This window comes from Pseudomonas sp. ArH3a (genome assembly GCF_022648765.1).
Taxonomy (GTDB): Bacteria; Pseudomonadota; Gammaproteobacteria; order Pseudomonadales; family Pseudomonadaceae; genus Aquipseudomonas.
In genome coordinates, this window is record NZ_CP080330.1 from 1437317 (window position 1) to 1453852 (window position 16536).

The window sequence follows — 16536 nt, forward strand, 5'->3', positions numbered from 1 at the left end:
GGGGCAGCCTCGCGAATGGATGAACCATCCTACCCGTCGTCGGGCGCGGTTGCCTATGTACATGTCCCAGGAGGAAGGGGAGTGAACGGACTTTACGCAAGTGTGCCTACAAGGGCATCAGGTGCTGGCTGATAGTGCCAGGGTACTTCGTCTTACATTTGCGAGGGAACCGTCACGCATTGAACCGTCACTTATCTGGCGACCTACAGGGAGCGTAGCGATGACATCCATTCCTCCAATTAAGGCTCTTTTATGCTGCAATCCACTCAAAATTCGTCTCGCCTTATCACCCCGCACGCTCACGACGATTCAAACGAAATCGAAGCCCCCCTTGCCAATAATTTACACAGGCTGGCGCCTTCTCCACCTGTTTTGACCTACGCGCCTGGGGGCATTCCTCTACCCACTTCCCCCGCAATACCACCGGTCAAGGTGCAGTACCCTCAACTGGTCAGTCAATTCAATGTCAGCAATCAGGAAGCATTCAACTATCAGCACCGCAACCTAACCCATGACATGCAACGTTTGCACAGTCAGCAACCGAAATTTCAAGATTTCCTGAACCAGCAACTGGCCCAAATGTTGGCGGGCCGGCCGAACCTGAAGCCAGAAGACCTGACCTTCGAGCAACGGACCACACTGCGCGATGGCAGCGTGAAAACGCTGTCTTCGGAACCGCTGCTGGACGCCTTGAACCGAAAGGTTGCGGCACGCCTGGCCAGTCCTGACAAGAAGGTCGAAGACGACAGCGCTGTGCGTTCCGATGTATTCGCCCCAAGCACGGCTACCTATACGAGGGCCTCAGTCGCAACGAAATTCTCGCTGGATGAGCTTGCCCAGCGCGTTGTCACGCAATTTGCGCAGGCCCTTCAGGCATTTTGGACAACCCCCCGCCCGACGTTGCGAGATCCCGACGTTGTGGAATCTCCTCAAAACCATGTGTTGACGTTGCACAAGCAGCAACTGTCGACCCTGGCCGCGTTGCGCGTCAGCGATGGAACAATGAGCAATGCGAGCAAGCGATTGATCGACGTCGCGCTGCAATACCCAACGCTGGCCGAACGGGAACAAGCCTTTCCTAATGGTGCACGCCCTGGTGTCTACCCGCTGACCATCGATGACGGTACTGAGCGGGGTGCGTTGATGGCGGGCAGCTTCCTCATCACCAGCACCGATGGTTCCCACGCCACGCCACCCACCTGGACGAACGGGCGGACCCTGCCACTCGATGATGCTAATGGGCCGGTCGTACTCTACACCCCCGGCGAAGGGCTCGAAGAGTTCGCGACCCCAGCTCAGGCACGCCAGGCGGTTGCACAGCGCATTGATGCGGGCGGAGCCAGTGCTGAACTGTTGCTGCAAACGCTGCCATTGTCGTTGCAAAACAGGCCGGAGCCCCCTTCTGGTAACGATGTGACGTTGAGCGCTGAACCCTTGACGGGGGATGTGCTGGCGGAGGGGATACCCTGGATGCTCAAGCGCCAGCAAGAGGAAGTCAAAGGGGCTTTTGCCCGACTAGCGGACGATCCAAAGGCATTGCAGACAGTCGATGATGCCGCTGACTGGTCGTACTTGCTCAGTGGCGATAATGCCATGGCGGCGCGGGATGAAAAGCTGGCCGATAAGTTGGCGCCTGAGTGGCTGAAAAACCTGAACCCTGCGCAAAACGAACTGTTTGATGTCCTGGAGCTTTCCGAGGCAAACAGCAGGCGGGCACTGACACCGTTGCTTGAAAAAATTCCGCCCTTGGGCGTCTTTTCCCGAGATCAGATGAACAAAGCCATCAAAACGCTGTACCCCTCCGCGCAGGTGGATGCGGACAAGCTAATGGTGCAGGTGCAAGTCAGGTCTAATCTTCACGGTGGCGGGTCCAGTAGTTCTAATACGGTCAGTGTCCGAAACCACGAAGTGTCGCTGACGGATCTGGCGCTGAAAAACCCCAGCGAATTTCCGGAGCTCCAGAGAGGTCGTTTCGCCCAAGCCGTTTACAAACTGCCGCTGATCGATATTCACGGCCAGCCCATCCTGGGAGATGACGGTAAGCAGGTGGTCCTGGAGGACTCGCAGCTCAGGGGTGTGGTCAATACCGTTGATGTGGGAGGCGCGTATACCCAACTGCTTAAAAAGGAGTTGGCTACGGACGCCGAGTCGGGGGCTGCAGGCGAGCTGCGTAAAGCGTGGAAAGCCAACGTGAGCGACAGTTTGGATAAAGAGGCGTTTGTCTCTGCACTCAACCCGGACACCTATAAGGCACAGGCTACCCAAGACACCAGCAGCAAACGGGGGGCGCAGTGGCTTGCGGCTGTTCTTGATTATCCTGACCCGGCCAACCGACCTCAGGTTGATGGAAAAAACATTGTCGCCAATACCCTTGTCCAACGTGGTTTGCCGGTTCAGGGCGTCATGGTAATTGGCAATACCACTGACCCGCAGTTGGTGCTGCACACGCCAGATGCACCCGACGGTATTTCTATTCGCGAAGTGGCCGATATGAGTGCCCTGAATGCCTTGATGGATAAAAAAGAGTGGAAGCTCTACACCGCGAGTAGAAAAACACCGGTTAGTAAAGATGATGTGGTTAAGGCGGGCAGGGCAGTCAAGGAATACGCGCTCGATGTGACTAAAAGCCCAGGCCGCACCGTTGGTGCGCTCGTCAATATACTCAAATTGACGAAAGATCCCATCACACTCACGCCCATTAATGGCAATTTTCAGGATGAACTGTACAAGCAGAAAGTAGCGTTGGTCATCGACCAAGCGGACCACCAATCCGTCAGCAGCGCAGAGGTCGCGGCTCAATCGAAAACCAACAAAGCCTTGTTTGGCGTTGAAGTGGCCTTGATCTTTATGGACTTGTTGCCAGTTATTGGCAAAGGCGTGTCTATGGGCGTTCGCTTAGGCAAGGCCGGCGTGACGGCTTTGCGCGCCGGTACTCGAATCCTGCCGAGGCTGATCAAAAACCCGGGCGTGGCGCGTGCGCTCTATTCGGATTTTTCCGTGACCGCATCGGGTATCCCCACCCTTCGTGCCGCACCGTTGCGGCCGGTATTCAAAAACCCGGTGGTCCTGCAGCCCTCTACAGGCATCGTCCCGACGCCCAAGACGACTGCGGGCCCACAGCTCGACCTGAGCGCCGTCGCCGTGTCGGATGACGTCATCAAAGGCCGCCCTTTGCGGCCAGACGGCACCTACAACGTCGGCGACAATTGGTACGTGCGCTTTACCGACAAAACCATGGTTGAAAGGGTGTACCAGATTGATTCGGCCTTCCATGCACGGGATCAACGCGTTGCCATCGTAGACCCCAGCCTGCCCTTGACTACGCCAAAAATTTATAGAATACAGGCGTTTTTGCAGGGCGCCGGAAACGGTCAATGGCGATCGAGCCAATTGCCGGGAGGCGCTCCCAATCCTACGGTGACGTCCCAAGGGACCAAACGTGCGGCGGGCCAGGGCAGTTCTTCAGGCAGCTCCGGCTCCAGTAGCGCGGCAAACGGTCAACCTGCCTTTAAGCGGCCTAATGTGCCTGAAAGTTTTCCGGGCGAAAAGGCGCTGATGGAACCACCCGTCAAAGGGAAAAATATTTTTTATCACTACACCAGCCGTAAGGCGCATGACACGATCAACGTCGATTACATGCTTTCTTCGTCAGGTAAGGACTTCAGAGGTGTTGATCTGCCCCGAGGCCGGGGCAGGCATTACTTTACGGACCTGGCGCCAGGAGATATGCCGACCAAGCAGATTTCACAGACCATTTTTGGACAACGTAAACATGGCAATGCCTTGGATAAAATGTCGCACTACTATGAAATCAATACGTCAGGGTTAAACGTGATTCAAACCCCTGATAACCCGCATATTTTCTATGTGGATGTACCGCACTCCATCCCTTTGAAGTACAGGGGCGGTCCTGATCGTGACCCCGTCAGTCGCATTATTAGTAGTGGTCTAACGCGCTTAAAAATATGAGCCTATAGCACTGGCCGGTATTGGGTGGGGCCAATCATGGCCTCGCAGTCAGCGTAAACAGAAAGAAAAAGCCCCCACCCAACCCACTGCGGATAGGGGACGCAATGGGCTGGGTGAGGGCTTCTTTTACGACTGTTTTACTGCGCGATAGTTTTCACCGACACGCCACGCTCAACTGGTGTGGAGCGGCCGTAGATATCTTCGAACCGCTCGATATCGTCTTCGCCCAAGTAGCTGCCCGATTGCACTTCGATGATCTCCAACGGGATCTTGCCTGGGTTGCGCAGGCGGTGCACCGAGGCGATCGGGATGTAGGTGGACTGGTTCTCGCAGAGCAGGAACACGTTTTCGTCACAGGTGACTTCGGCCGTGCCGCTGACAACGATCCAGTGTTCGGCGCGGTGGTGGTGCATTTGCAGTGACAGGCACGCGCCCGGTTTTACCGAGATGTGCTTGACCTGGAACCGCCCGCCCATGTCCACCGAGTCGTAGGAACCCCATGGGCGATAGACTTCGCAGTGGTTCTGGGTTTCGCTGCGGCCCTGCTCGTTGAGGGTGCTGACCATCTGCTTGACGCCCTGGACCTTGTCCTTGTGGGCAATCATCATCGCGTCCTTGGTTTCCACCACCACGATGTTGTCCAGGCCGATCACCGAGACCAGCTTGCCGTTGCCGTGGATCATGCAGTTGCGGCTGTCCTGGATCACCACGTCGCCTTTGCTGACGTTGCCGTTGGCGTCTTTGTCGTTAACCGCCCACAACGAAGCCCAGCAACCCACGTCGCTCCAACCCGCACTCAGCGGCACCACGCAGGCGCGCTGGGTTTTTTCCATCACGGCGTAGTCGATGGAATTGTCCGGGCAGCAAGCGAAGGTGGCTTCGTCGAAGGTCACGGTGTCGGCGGTTTGCTCGCTGCGTTCCAGGGTCAGCAGGCACGTGTCGTAGATGTCCGGATCGTGCTTTTTCAGCTCTTCGAGGAAGCGGCTGGCACGGAACAGGAACATGCCGCTGTTCCAGAAGTAACCGCCGCTTTTAACGAACTCGACGGCGCGTTTTTCATCGGGTTTTTCCACGAACTGCTGTACGCGGCTCACGCCTTCGGGCAGCAGCGAATCGTTGGTGGACTTGATGTAGCCATAACCGGTTTCCGGACGGGTTGCTGGCACGCCGAACAGCACCATCTCGCCACGCTCGGCCGCCACGGTGGCCAGGGCCAGGGCGCGCTGCAGGGCTTTCTGGTCGTCGAGCACGTGGTCGGCCGGCAGCACCAGCATCAGTTCGTCGCGGCCTTCGTTGACCAGCATCATCGCGGTCAGGGCCACAGCCGGTGCGGTATTGCGCCCGAACGGTTCCATCAGGATGCGCTGGCACTCAAGCTTACGCGTGCTCAGTTGCTCATTAACGATAAAACGGTGGTCCTTGTTGCAGACCACGATTGGGGAGTCCATGCCTTCGAACACCAGGCGCTCCAGGGTTTGCTGGAACAGCGTGTGCTCACCGGTCAGGGCCAGGAATTGTTTCGGGAACTGTTTACGGGAAAGCGGCCAAAGACGTGAGCCGCTACCACCGGAAAGGATTACTGGGATCATGGATGTTTCTCCTTGAATCGATTTGGGTCAGAGCCTGTGGGAGCGGGCTTGCTCGCGAAGGCATCACCTCGGTGTCACTGATGCACTGAGGTGTCAGCATCGCGGGCAAGCCCGGCTCCTACAGGGGGAGCGTCAATTTCAAAAGCTAATCAGCGGGTCGACACTGGGCGCTTGACCCAGACTGGCGAAATGCTCGAACCAGAACCGGTCACATACAGCACCGCCGCTTCACCACGTTCCAACGCAACCGGCTTCACATCACCGACTTTCTTGTCGCCGTCATACAACGCCAGGCTCACCTTCACCGGGTTGATTTCACGCTCGCCACGGCCTTTGGCGGCCACCGACTTGACCACGTCGGTCTTGCCGTCGGCGGTTTTCAGGGTCAGGGCCTTGTCGCTGAGGTTCTGCACGCGTACCAGGGATTTCTGCTTGTTCTTGAATGGAGGTTCTTCGATCAGTTGCGGCTGGCCGCTGCCACTGTTGACCAGGGTGTAGTAGTGGTCGGCGGCGAGTTTGACCGGCACGGTCTGGCTGCCGACCTTGGCGCTGTAGTCGCCGCCGGGCATGAAGCTGAAGTCACTGCTGGCCAGTGGCGCAACGTCGCTCAGGTTGGTCGCGCCGACGGTGGCGCTCACTTCTTGGTTGGAAGCGTTGTAGACACGCACGAAGCTTGAGCCTTTCGGTGCGACAGGGCCGTACAAGGCAGCGTCACCGGCGAAGGCGGACAGGGATACCAAGCTCATACCGGCAGCCAGGGCCAGAGTCTTAGCGAGATGACGCGCAGTAGTAGTGAAAGTCATGTGAGTTACCTCTCTTTCAGTTTTGCGCCCGGTCGGGCGTCTCGGATTTTTGGTGTTTAGCGGGTGTATTCAGTGCCATGTTCTGTTGGCGCGAACCGGCTTTTTTAAGCTGCGCAACCCACTGCGGGTCGGCGTCACCGATTTCGTTGTTGACGGGCAGATAACGTTCAGGAAACTCCCAGATCAGCACCTGTGGCGGGCTGTTCTTGAAGTCGTCGCTTTTCAGGTAGCTGAGCATCGGCAGAATCGGGCCGTGGCCGTCTTCGGAGTAGTTGATGACATCGCTGTGCAAGGCTTGCTTGAGCGCGCCGACGAAGTTCCAGTTAGGGTTGGCGCTGTAGCTGGTGCCGACCAGTGCCACCGGGGTTTCGCTGTTGCTGAACAGCGCGTCGTCGCCTTTGTTTTCAGCCAAATGCGTCACGCGTTTTTGCAGCGGTTCTTTGGGCGGCATCAGGTTTTCAAACAGCGGGTCCAGCGGCAGGAACAGACGCAGGTCGCCTTTGTGCGGTTCGGTCTTTTCAGCTTCGGTGACAAAGCGCTGTGGCTCGCCACTGAGCGGGGTCTTTTCGCTAATCACCTTGGCCAATTGCTTGGCAGCGATTTCGGCGCCGTCCGGCGTCCAGTGGGTGTCGGTACGCAGGAACACTTGCTGGCCGCCCAGCTTGGCCTGTTGCAGGGGCCCAAGCAGGTCAGGGGCGATGATCTTGTCGGCGGCGACACGGGCATGGAAGTCCTGGTACAGGTTGGCGTGGATGCTCGCTGGTTTCACTTCGCCCAAGTGTTCTGGGTACAAGCGCACCTTGGCCGGCACAATCGCCATCACCAATTGAATGCCCTGGGCCTTGAGTTTCTGGCGTACGCCTTCGACCAGCGCGTAGTTGCCCTCAAGGTTCTGGTCTTCATTGACGGCGGGGTTGAACTCCTCGTCGCTGTACAGCCAGTGATCGCGGCCCAGCACCACGCCAGGGCGGCCTTCGTTGAACAGCTTGTAGTCCAGCGCCGCCCACAGGTTGGTGCCGATACGCTTGATCGGGAACTGGTCGTCGTAGTGGGTCTCGACGGCCTTGGTCCAGCGGCCGTTGAGCACCGTCGCGTCGGCATTGGTGCTGAAGCCGAAGAAGCTGCGCATCGACCAGGCGCCCAGGGCCAGCAGCACCAGTAGGAACAGCGCGATATAGAGGACGCGGAATGAACGGGTCATGGTCGGCTCCCTCAGAATTGGAAGTAAAGGAACGGCGAGAAACTCTGCGCCGACAGTTTCAAGATCGATGCCACAAACAGCAGCAGTACCGCAGCGCGCATGGCGTAGCGTGGCCAGTCAGCGGTCCAGTAAGCCGGTTGCACGGCGGCGTCCTGGCCGACGGTGAAACCTGGCTGGTGGATGCTGTCCGGGTTGTCACCCGGCACGGCCTTGATCAGGCTCGGGTCGGCCGGCTTGGCTTTCTCGGCAGGGCGGTTGGTGTAGAAGTCGCGCAGGCCGAAGAACGCCAGCGTTGCGTACGCCACCACCAGGGTTGCCACTTGCAGGCCAGTGAGGTTGGCGCGGTTGAGCTCCGACAGTGACCACTCGCCAAAGCTGAACATCGCACCGTACATACGGCCGGCGACGTGCAGGTTCTCCGAGCGGAAGATCACCCAGCCCATCACCACCAGCAGGAAGGTGAAGGCCCAGCGCACCACGTTGAAACTGCGCGGCGCGGTGTTGAGGCCGATGGCTTTTTCAATCGCCAGCCACATGCCGTGCCAGGCGCCCCACACGATGTAGGTGATGTTCGCACCGTGCCACAGGCCACCGAGCAGCATGGTCAGGAACAGGTTGCGGTAAGTGGTCAGCGTGCCTTTACGGTTGCCGCCCAGGGTGATGTACAGGTAGTCACGCAGCCAGGTCGACAAGCTGATGTGCCAGCGGCGCCAGAACTCGGTGATCGACTGGCTGATGTACGGCTGTTTGAAGTTTTCCATGAAGCGAAAACCCATCATCAAGCCCAAACCAATGGCCATGTCGCTGTAGCCGGAGAAGTCGAAGTACAGCTGCGCGGTGTAGGCCAGCGCGCCGAGCCACGCATCGCCCGTGGTCGGATTTTGCAGGGCAAAGCAATGGTCGGCCACCACCGCCAGGGTGTCGGCGATGAAGACTTTCTTGATGAAACCCTGCATGAACCGCGTGCAGCCCTCGGAGAATTTGTCGAGGGTGTGCGTGCGGTTGTTGAACTGGTCGGCCAGGTCGCGAAAGCGCAACACGGGGCCGGCAATCAAGTGCGGGAAGATCGCCACGAACGCCGCAAAGTCGATGAGGTTACGGGTGGCCGGGGTGTCGCCGCGGTACACGTCGATGATGTAGCTGATGGACTCGAAGACGTAGAACGAGATCCCGATCGGCAACAGCACGTGAGTGAGAATGAACGGCTCCAGGCCCGCCGACTTCATCATCACGTTGATGCTGTCGACGCCGAAGTTGGCGTACTTGAAGTAGCCGAGGATGCACAGGTCGACTGCCACGCCGAGCAGCAGCCAGCGTTGAGCCGGCTTGGTGCGCACGCCGGCCGCACCGACCTTGAGGCCGATCCAGTAATTCCACAGCGTGACGGCGGCGAACAGCGCCAGGAAGTCCACTCGCCACCAGGCGTAGAACACATAGCTGGCCAGTAGCAGCAGCAGGTTGCGATAGCGTTGCCCGCTCCAGTAATACAAGCCGAGAAAGATCGGCAAGAACAGAAACAGGAACACATTGGACGAGAAAACCATCCCGATCTCTCCATGTTTAACAGACAGTCAAGGGCCAACGGCCCCCCCAAACCCCCCATCAAATTCGGGAGGGTGTACACGTTTCAGTGTGGGAGCTGGCTTGTGTGGGAGCCGGGCTTGCCCGCGATGGGATCAACTCGATTTGTCTGAATCACCGAGGTGTCTGCATCGCAGGCAAGCCAGCTCCCACATAAAGCCAGCGCCCACTTTTGGACCGAGTCCAGGTGTGGGAGCTGTGTATCAGTTGCCTTTGTTGCCTTTTTCATGCGTCGGGTCGTAGACCTTGGTCAGGTCACCGCCCAGCCGGAAGGTCTTGAACGGCTGCATGCCGTGCTTGCGCTCGATCACATCCGGGGCGCAGGTGTAGAGGGTGCAGAAGGGCTCAAGCCAGGCGAATTTCATGTCCTCCTTGAGGTCCTTCATGTCCTGCTCTTTACCGTTCTTCTTCTCGAAGATCTCCGGGTCTTTGACCCCGGCCAGCACTTTGTCGCCCAGGCGTTTCAACGCGCCGTTGTTTTCCTGGCGCAGATCCACACCGTTGACCAAGGCAAAACTGGCGATCATCGACAGCGGCGGCAGTGCGTAGTTGTGGTACGACAAAGCCCGTTGCTGGCGCTTCAATTCATTCGGCAAAAAGCCCTGGTCATCGACCTGGTTGGCGCCGACCTTGTATTCCTTCACCGCCCAATCAAACAGGTCACGGCGGTTGACGGCGACGGACGTGGCCATCACCGACCAGGCGGCCCAGTAGGAGTGGTTGTTGGTTTTTTCCAGCGGCAGGTTGTCCCAATCGCTGACGACCTGATCGGCCATTTTGCTGAACCAGGCTTCGATCAACTGCGATTCCTGCTGGTGGTTGGCCAGCGGGTGCGAGTCGGAGAACTTCAGTCGCACATAGGCCGAAGCCATGCTGCCCAGCGCCCATTTGCGCATGGACTTACCGGTGTGGTTGAAGTCCTTGGACATCAACGCATCCGCCTTGGCCCAGCTCGTAAGCCAATTGAGCGTGCATTCCAGCTGCTGCGGGCGACCGTCGCGCATGAACTGCATCACGCGCTTGCTGGTGTCTTTTTCCAGCTTGGTGATGTCGGCGGTGCTGTCGCGAAAGGCTTTTTCGGATTGCACATTCAGGGTGGAACGGGCTTTGTCCGAACCTTCGTACTTGCTGCGAAATTGCAGCGAGCCGGTGTACGGCGCCGGCATGGCGTCGCAGTCATTTTTGAAGTCGCCGGTCTTGAACGCTTCGATCGGTGCGAAGTAGCCCTGAGGCGGACGCAGCGGGGCGGCGGCGTTGGCTGCGCCGGCGAAGATCGCCAGGCCCAGCAACGATGGAATCAATAACTTCTGCATAGGTAACCTCATTGCGCGCTTATTTCACGGCCTTGAAGCGGTCTGTTGACCGCTGGCCGGGAATACGTTGCGTGTGCAAATTTTCGCTTCGACTTTCTGCGCGGCAGCGCCCGCTTCGGGGCCTTGTACTTCCACGGCCAGCAAGTTCTGCGAGGCCCAGTCTTCATCGGTGCGCAGTTCAAAGGCGAAACGCCCGTCTGTGTCGGATGTTTCGGGTTTCTCGATCTTGATGTCCTCGTGGCGCCCGTTCATGTACCAGAGGGTGGCTTGCAGGGTTTTCACCGACGGGTCGGCGAAGCGGATATCAACCTGATGGTTGGCGTTGCGCAGGTCTTTGTTCGAACTGTTAACCAGCAATTCGTTCTTGCCGGGTTTCAACGTCGTGCTGGCGGTCATCTGCGCAGTCTTGCCTTCGCAGCCGTTGTCGAGCAGCGACATCATCTGGCGGTAGATGGTCTCCTGGTCGAGGCGATACAGCGGCGAGAACTCCCAGATCAGAATCTTTGGCGGGGTTTTCTGGAATTCTTCGCTGCCCAGGTACTGGATCATCGAACCTTCGAGGCCACCGCCAGGAAAGGCGACGTTGAGGATGTCGGCACCGATTTCCTGTTCGAGGAAACCGGCGAAGTTGTAGTTCTTGCCACTGTGGCTGGTGCCCACCAGGGTGATCTGCGGGTTGCCCGAATCGCTGAACAGGTCGCCGTCGCCCGCTTCGCCCTTGGGCTCAGTGGTGAACTGGTCCATGTACTGGATCGCGTAGCTGGTGCCGCACAGTTGCCCGGCCATGTTGTGCAGGGTGCCGGTCTTGCCCATGCGGCCCGAGCGCTTGGTCTCGAATTCGCGCTTGGGAATCTCGGCGTACTCGGGCATGGCACGCACTTTGGCACCGACGATTTTCGCCGTGCGCTGGGCACCGTATGGCGTCCAGTGTTGGTCGCCACGGAAGTAGAAATCGTGGGCCGGCAGTTCATCCGGCAGTTGCTCATTGGTGAGCGGCGACAGGTCCGGCACCACGTAACCCATCTTGGCGAAACGGCCGAGCATGGTCTTGTAGTTGCCCAGCGCCTTGTCGAAATCGAACTTGGCTTTCTCGTCGGGGTTGAGCTTGTTGCGGTTTACCAGGCCACGGGTCGGCTGGTACACCACCACCAGCTCCACGCCCTTGGCCTTGAACGCATCGTGCAGCTGTTGCATGCGTTTGTAGCCGGCGGGGCTGGTGTCGAATTCGGTGCGCAGGTCTTCCTGGGTACGGAACAGCCAGTCGCCCTGGGCTTGCACCAGAGTGGTGAAGTTCTGCTGGTAACGCGTGGTGTAGTTTTTCGCGTCGTGGGCAGCCGGGCACAGGCTGCAGCACGGTTCGGCAGTGAAGGTCGGCGCCTTGATTTCGTCGGCGCGTACGCCTTGGCTGGCCGCCAGCAGGCCGAGGGTCAGACCCGAGAGGCTCAGCAGTTTGATCATGTGTGGGTGCATAAGGGTCATCCTCAGTCCTGCATTTCGGTCTGGCGTTCGACAGGGTCGATCAGCACGGCTTTCTGTTGGCGCACCAACAGGTCGAGAATTTCTTCCTGCCGATCACCCAGCACGCCGTTGAAGCTGATGCCGCTGGATTTGGTCGGCGCCAGCATCGACACGCGATACAGTTCGACACTCAATGGCGAATCGATCGACAGCGGCCCGCTGCCGTTACCGGCAAGCTCACCGCCAACCACGATCAGCGAGACCTTGGCGTCGAACGGGTCGAGGGCGATGTCGCGGTCGGTGTCGGTCAAATCCTTGATGTGGCCGTACACGCCGGTCAGGCCGTTGGCCATCGAGGTGTTTTCGTACAGGCGAATGTTCACGCTGTTACGGATGCGAATGCCGTGGCGACGGTTGGCGATCACTTTGTTGCCCCACAGCAGGTTGTCGCCGCTCTCATAGAGCGTGATGCCGTCGGTGTGGTTGCGGTAAATCTCGTTGTCGGCGATCAGGTTGTTCACGCTGTTACGGTCGATCACTAGGCCCGAGAGCTTGTTGTCGTAGCTTCGGTTGTTGAAGATAAAGCTGTCGTTCACTTCCCGGGAAATGATGATGCCGTGCTTCTTCTTGGTGCCGTAGACGGTGTTGTCGGCGATGATCAGGCCGTGGGAACGGTCGTGCGGGTCAATGCCGTAGACGATGTTGTCTTTGTAGGTATTGCCCTTGAGCACAAAACCTGTGGTTTCGTAGCAGTAGAAGCCGTACCACATGTCCGAGAACTCGGAATCGATGATCCAACCGGTCGGCTCAGGGCGCTTGAGCACCTTGGCCATGTTCGGCGTGTACTGGGAAATACTCACCCCGTACGACTTACTGTTGGCATAGCCGAAGCTGGCCATCTTGCTGTTGGCGACGTAGGTCTCGGTACCGCCCCAGGCCAGCAGGAACGGGCGGAATTCCTTGGGCGACTGGAACAGCGCCGGGCCATTGGTTTTTTCGTTCCAGCCGGTGATCTTGGTGTCACGCACAAACAGCTGGCCGTCGTTGATCAGGAACGAGCCGGCTTGTTGTGACAGGCGCAACTCCTGAGTCTTCTTGTCGATTTCGAGGATGCCCTTGCGCCCGACCACGATCGGCAACTTGGCCAGGAACACACCCGGCGAGGTTTCGCTGAGGTACTGCTTGGGCACTTTGCCGAGCAGGTCCTTGAGGTTCATGTAGCCGTCGTCGACAAAGATCGCCTGGGGAATGCCGTGCTGGCGAACCACCCATTCGGCCATCTTGTTGTCGCCGCCGATGAAGTCCTTGAGGGCGTCTTCCTGCATCATGCGTCGGATGCTGACTTTGCCCGTCTTGCTTCTGACGATCTTCTTTTCCATCGCTGCGGCGGTGTAGCCCGACAGGTCCGGCAGGGCCGGTTTAGCCATTTCCAGCGGCGCGGTTGGCGGGCTGGAAATGGTGTAGGTCTTGGCCTGTTGCAGTTCTTTGGCGATGGTCGGCGCCTTCACCGCCGCACCGTCGGCAAAGGCCGAAGTGCTGGCCAGCAGCATGGCTGCGACCAGCAGGCTGACCGAGCCTTTGAGGGCTTGAGGGTTCATTGCGCAGGCTCCCATCAGAATTTCCAGATCACGTCGACAAACGCGCGGTGCATGTACGAGTCGACCTGGCTGCCATAGGCATCACCCGGCTTGAACACACCCGCCCGGAAGCGCACCAGGGCCGACGGTTCGTCGATCGACTGGCTCAGCGCGGCCGGCAGCAGGCCTTTCTTGAAGTACTTGGTGACTACCACGTCCATCTCCTGGCCCAAGTCTTTCTTGCCGTCTTCAAGCGGCAGGGAAGTGCTGGACAGGATCGCGCCGGTCACGTCGTCGGTGTTGTTCTGCACGGCATCGATACCGTTGCTGCCCACCGGCTTGTTGCCGTCGACGCGCCAGAACTTGTGATAGACCAGGCTGGCGTCATAGTCCTCGCGCAGTTGCCAGGAACCGAACAGGCTCATGGACTGCACGTTGTTCATCTCGCCGCGAAACGCTTCGCCGAAGCGGTGCACGCGGGACTGGGTGCCGGTCCAGTTCGAACGGTTGCTCTGCAGGCCGTTCTGCTCGTAGTTGGCACTCGCACGCGAATAAGCCGCGCCGACTTGCCACTGCGGATCCAGACGCAGGCGGATACCCAGGTCGGTAGCCCAGCCACTCACGTCATCGCTGCGCTTGGCTTCTGTCGGACGTGAGCCGTCGGCGTTCAAGGCGTTGACCGTGTTGCGGTCGCCTCTCATGCCGGTGACGCTGGCCCAGTAATTGACCGTGTTGGTGTTGCGCCAGTTGTAGGCGTCGCTGTTGGCTTCGATGCCGAGCCAGGTCAGGTCGCCGTTTTCGCGTTTGTCCAACGAGTCGGTGGCCACGCCCGGTTCCGGGTAGTCGAGCTTGCCGTCGTCATGGGTGTGGTGGGCGCGCAGGCCGATCCACTGGCCGGGCGTCCACTGGTAGGCGGCGTCGGCGTAGAGGTGCTGGCGGTCCTTGTCCTTGGGCGACAGCTCCTTGAGGTCGGTGCGGTATTCGCTGAAGCGTTCGGCAACGCCGACATTGGCCTTGAGCAGGGTGGTGTCGAAGGTCCAGTTCAGCGCTTCGATATTGGTGTCGCGCCATTGGCCGTCGTCATTGCGCAGGCGTTGGCGACCCAGCTTGAGCAGCTCGCCCGGGTAAGGCGTGAAACCGCTGTAGCCGACCCAGAACTCGCGCATGGCCAGGTAGTTTTTCTTGGACTTGCGGTCGTTGTTGGTGGTTTGCTGATTTTCGTCATCGGCCGATTGTTGCAGGGGGTCGGTCTCGATGATGTCGCTCGACACGACCGCCTGGCCCATGGCGTAGGCGCTCCACGCGCCACTTTCGCCGTAGACCCACGGGCGCAGGTCGAGGCCGATACCGTTGACGTCGCCGCCTTTCTGGGTACCGAGGTCGCGGTCATCTTCGGACTGCGCGGTGGCTTTGACTTCCAGGCCGAAGTTCTTGGCTTCGGTCAGCGCGGCCAGGGTCGGGCACGACCACAGCAGGGCGAAGGTCAGGCCGATGCCGGCCTTGACGAATGGGTTGAGCTTCATAGGGATTCCTCGCCGTCTTCTTCTTGCAGGGCGTGCAGTTGCAGCGTGCTCTGGGCCAGGGTGCCGCGTGTCGCCAGCTCCTGTTGCACCAGGCGTTGGCCTTCGGCGCGTTGCTCTGGCGTGAGCGGGGCTTCGAGCTGCGTGGCCAAGTCATTGGCCTCTGGCGTGTCCTGGGCTTTCGCCAACTGGCTGAAGACGTAGGCGTTCAATGGGTCGGGCTTGGTGCCCTTGCCTTGGGAAAACAATTGCGCGATGGCGAAGTCGGCGCTGTTCTGGCCGTTGCGCGCAGCGGTCAGCAAGTGGTCGAGGGCTTTTTGCGAGTAGACCTTGCCCAGGTAGCCACGGCGGTAGATCTGGCCGAGGTAGTAATCGGCGGCGACTTCCTTGCCCACGGCTTTTTCGAAATGCGCTTCGGCGGCCTTGGCGTCTGCCGGCACCCACTTGCCTTCGTAGTAGAGCTTGCCCAGCAATAGCTCGGCGCGCGGCTGGTCGGCGGCGCGGCCGTTGTCCAGGTATTTCATCATCTGGTCGACGTCGCCCAGTTCGGGGAAGTCGTAGAGCAGTTGCGCCAGGCTGACCCAGGAAGCGGGGTAGCCGGGGGCGATTTTTTCCAGCAGGGCTTGCGCGGTTTTTTCATCGGTCTTGCCCAGGGTCGCATCGCCCAAGACACGCGCAACGCTATCAACACGCTGGGCGGTGACGGTGCCACGGCTGTAGCCTGCTTCCATTTGCTTGAGCAGTTCGGCCTGTTTTTCCGGCTCGGCTTTTTTCTGGTAGACCGTGGCCAGCTCGACGTAGCAGATGTCGGTGGTGTTCAGCGCAGCCTTGCAGATGCGCTCTACATCATCCAAGTGCTGGTCGTAGGTGTCCTGGGTGCGATACAGCAGCACCTGGGCTAGACCTGCTTCCGGGTAACCCGCTGCTTGCCATTTGGTGATCTGCTGCTGGGCATTCACGTTGGGGAAGCTGTGCGGGTATTGCAGGTACAGCATGGCCAGCGGGATCAGGGTGTTGCCTTCGCCATTGGCAAAGGCTTTTTTCAGCAAACCTTCAGCCTCGTGCTGCTCGGCCTCGGTGGCACCCGGCTTGGCCACCAACAGGCGACCCAGGCGGGCTTGGGCCCGTGGCGAGGTATCGGCGGCCGCGCGGTAAGTGGCTTCGGCTTGGCGGATTTGCTCGGGGTCGCGGGTGGTCACCTGGATATCGGCCAGGCCTACTTGGGCCTCGCTGTAACCCAGGTCCGCCAGCTGCTGGTAGTTCTGCTGGGCGGTGACGGTGTCGCCACGCTTGAGGGCTTCGTTGGCCAGGCGCTGGTCGGGCAGGCCGGCGCAACCGGCCAAAGAAACTGCCAGTGCCAGCGCGCAGTAGGCCGCGGCGAAGTGCGATCTGCTCTGTGTGGGAGCTGGCTTGCCTGCGATGGGCTCACCTCGGTGCATCTGAAAAACCGAGTCGCCTGCATCGCGGGCAAGCCCGGCTCCCACATGGGTCAGTGCTGTTTTTGAAATAGGGTTCACAGGCATGT

General features: G+C 59.4%; 10 protein-coding genes. 1 reads left to right on the forward strand and 9 read right to left on the reverse strand.

The window, feature by feature from the left end; all coding sequences use genetic code 11:
* Positions 1 to 252 precede the first annotated feature (252 nt).
* Positions 253 to 3969 (forward strand): DUF6543 domain-containing protein, encoded by a 3717-nt coding sequence (locus tag K0P33_RS06500; protein WP_094952154.1) that lies wholly within the window; start codon positions 253 to 255, stop codon positions 3967 to 3969.
* A gap of 137 nt (positions 3970 to 4106) precedes the next feature.
* On the opposite strand, the gene K0P33_RS06505 is transcribed toward K0P33_RS06500, so the two are convergent.
* The 9 genes from K0P33_RS06505 to algK all read right to left on the reverse strand — a co-directional run bounded on the left by K0P33_RS06505 (position 4107) and on the right by algK (position 16528).
* Positions 4107 to 5558 carry a mannose-1-phosphate guanylyltransferase/mannose-6-phosphate isomerase gene (locus tag K0P33_RS06505; RefSeq protein WP_094952155.1) on the reverse strand — a complete coding sequence of 484 codons (1452 nt, stop codon included), beginning with the start codon at positions 5556 to 5558 and terminating at the stop codon, positions 4107 to 4109.
* Between the two features lie 149 nt (positions 5559 to 5707).
* Entirely contained in the window at positions 5708 to 6361 is a 654-nt protein-coding gene (locus tag K0P33_RS06510) for an alginate O-acetyltransferase AlgF (protein WP_094952156.1), read from the reverse strand.
* A gap of 16 nt (positions 6362 to 6377) precedes the next feature.
* The gene (locus K0P33_RS06515) at positions 6378 to 7562 is read right to left on the reverse strand and encodes an alginate O-acetyltransferase (protein ID WP_242154540.1); all 1185 of its coding nucleotides are present in this window, start codon (positions 7560 to 7562) and stop codon (positions 6378 to 6380) included.
* 11 nt (positions 7563 to 7573) lie between these two features.
* Entirely contained in the window at positions 7574 to 9106 is a 1533-nt protein-coding gene (locus K0P33_RS06520) for an MBOAT family protein (RefSeq protein ID WP_242154542.1), read from the reverse strand.
* Positions 9107 to 9346: 240 nt separating this feature from the next.
* On the reverse strand, positions 9347 to 10456 hold the full coding sequence (locus K0P33_RS06525; protein ID WP_094952159.1) for a mannuronate-specific alginate lyase: 1110 nt from the start codon (positions 10454 to 10456) through the stop codon (positions 9347 to 9349).
* Between the two features lie 24 nt (positions 10457 to 10480).
* A complete protein-coding gene (locus tag K0P33_RS06530) occupies positions 10481 to 11926 on the reverse strand; it encodes an alginate O-acetyltransferase (protein WP_094952167.1) in 1446 nt (481 codons plus the stop codon).
* An 11-nt stretch (positions 11927 to 11937) separates the two neighbouring features.
* Complete coding sequence (gene algG / locus K0P33_RS06535; protein WP_094952160.1) at positions 11938 to 13527, reverse strand: mannuronan 5-epimerase AlgG; 1590 nt, start codon at positions 13525 to 13527, stop codon at positions 11938 to 11940.
* The gene (locus tag K0P33_RS06540; protein ID WP_094952161.1) at positions 13527 to 15014 is read right to left on the reverse strand and encodes an alginate export family protein; all 1488 of its coding nucleotides are present in this window, start codon (positions 15012 to 15014) and stop codon (positions 13527 to 13529) included. Before K0P33_RS06540 ends, algG begins: the two co-directional genes overlap by 1 nt.
* Positions 15011 to 16528, reverse strand: a complete 1518-nt coding sequence (gene algK / locus K0P33_RS06545; RefSeq protein WP_242154544.1) for an alginate biosynthesis TPR repeat lipoprotein AlgK — start codon at positions 16526 to 16528, stop codon at positions 15011 to 15013. The genes K0P33_RS06540 and algK overlap by 4 nt, the downstream gene beginning before the upstream one ends.
* Positions 16529 to 16536: the final 8 nt, after the last annotated feature.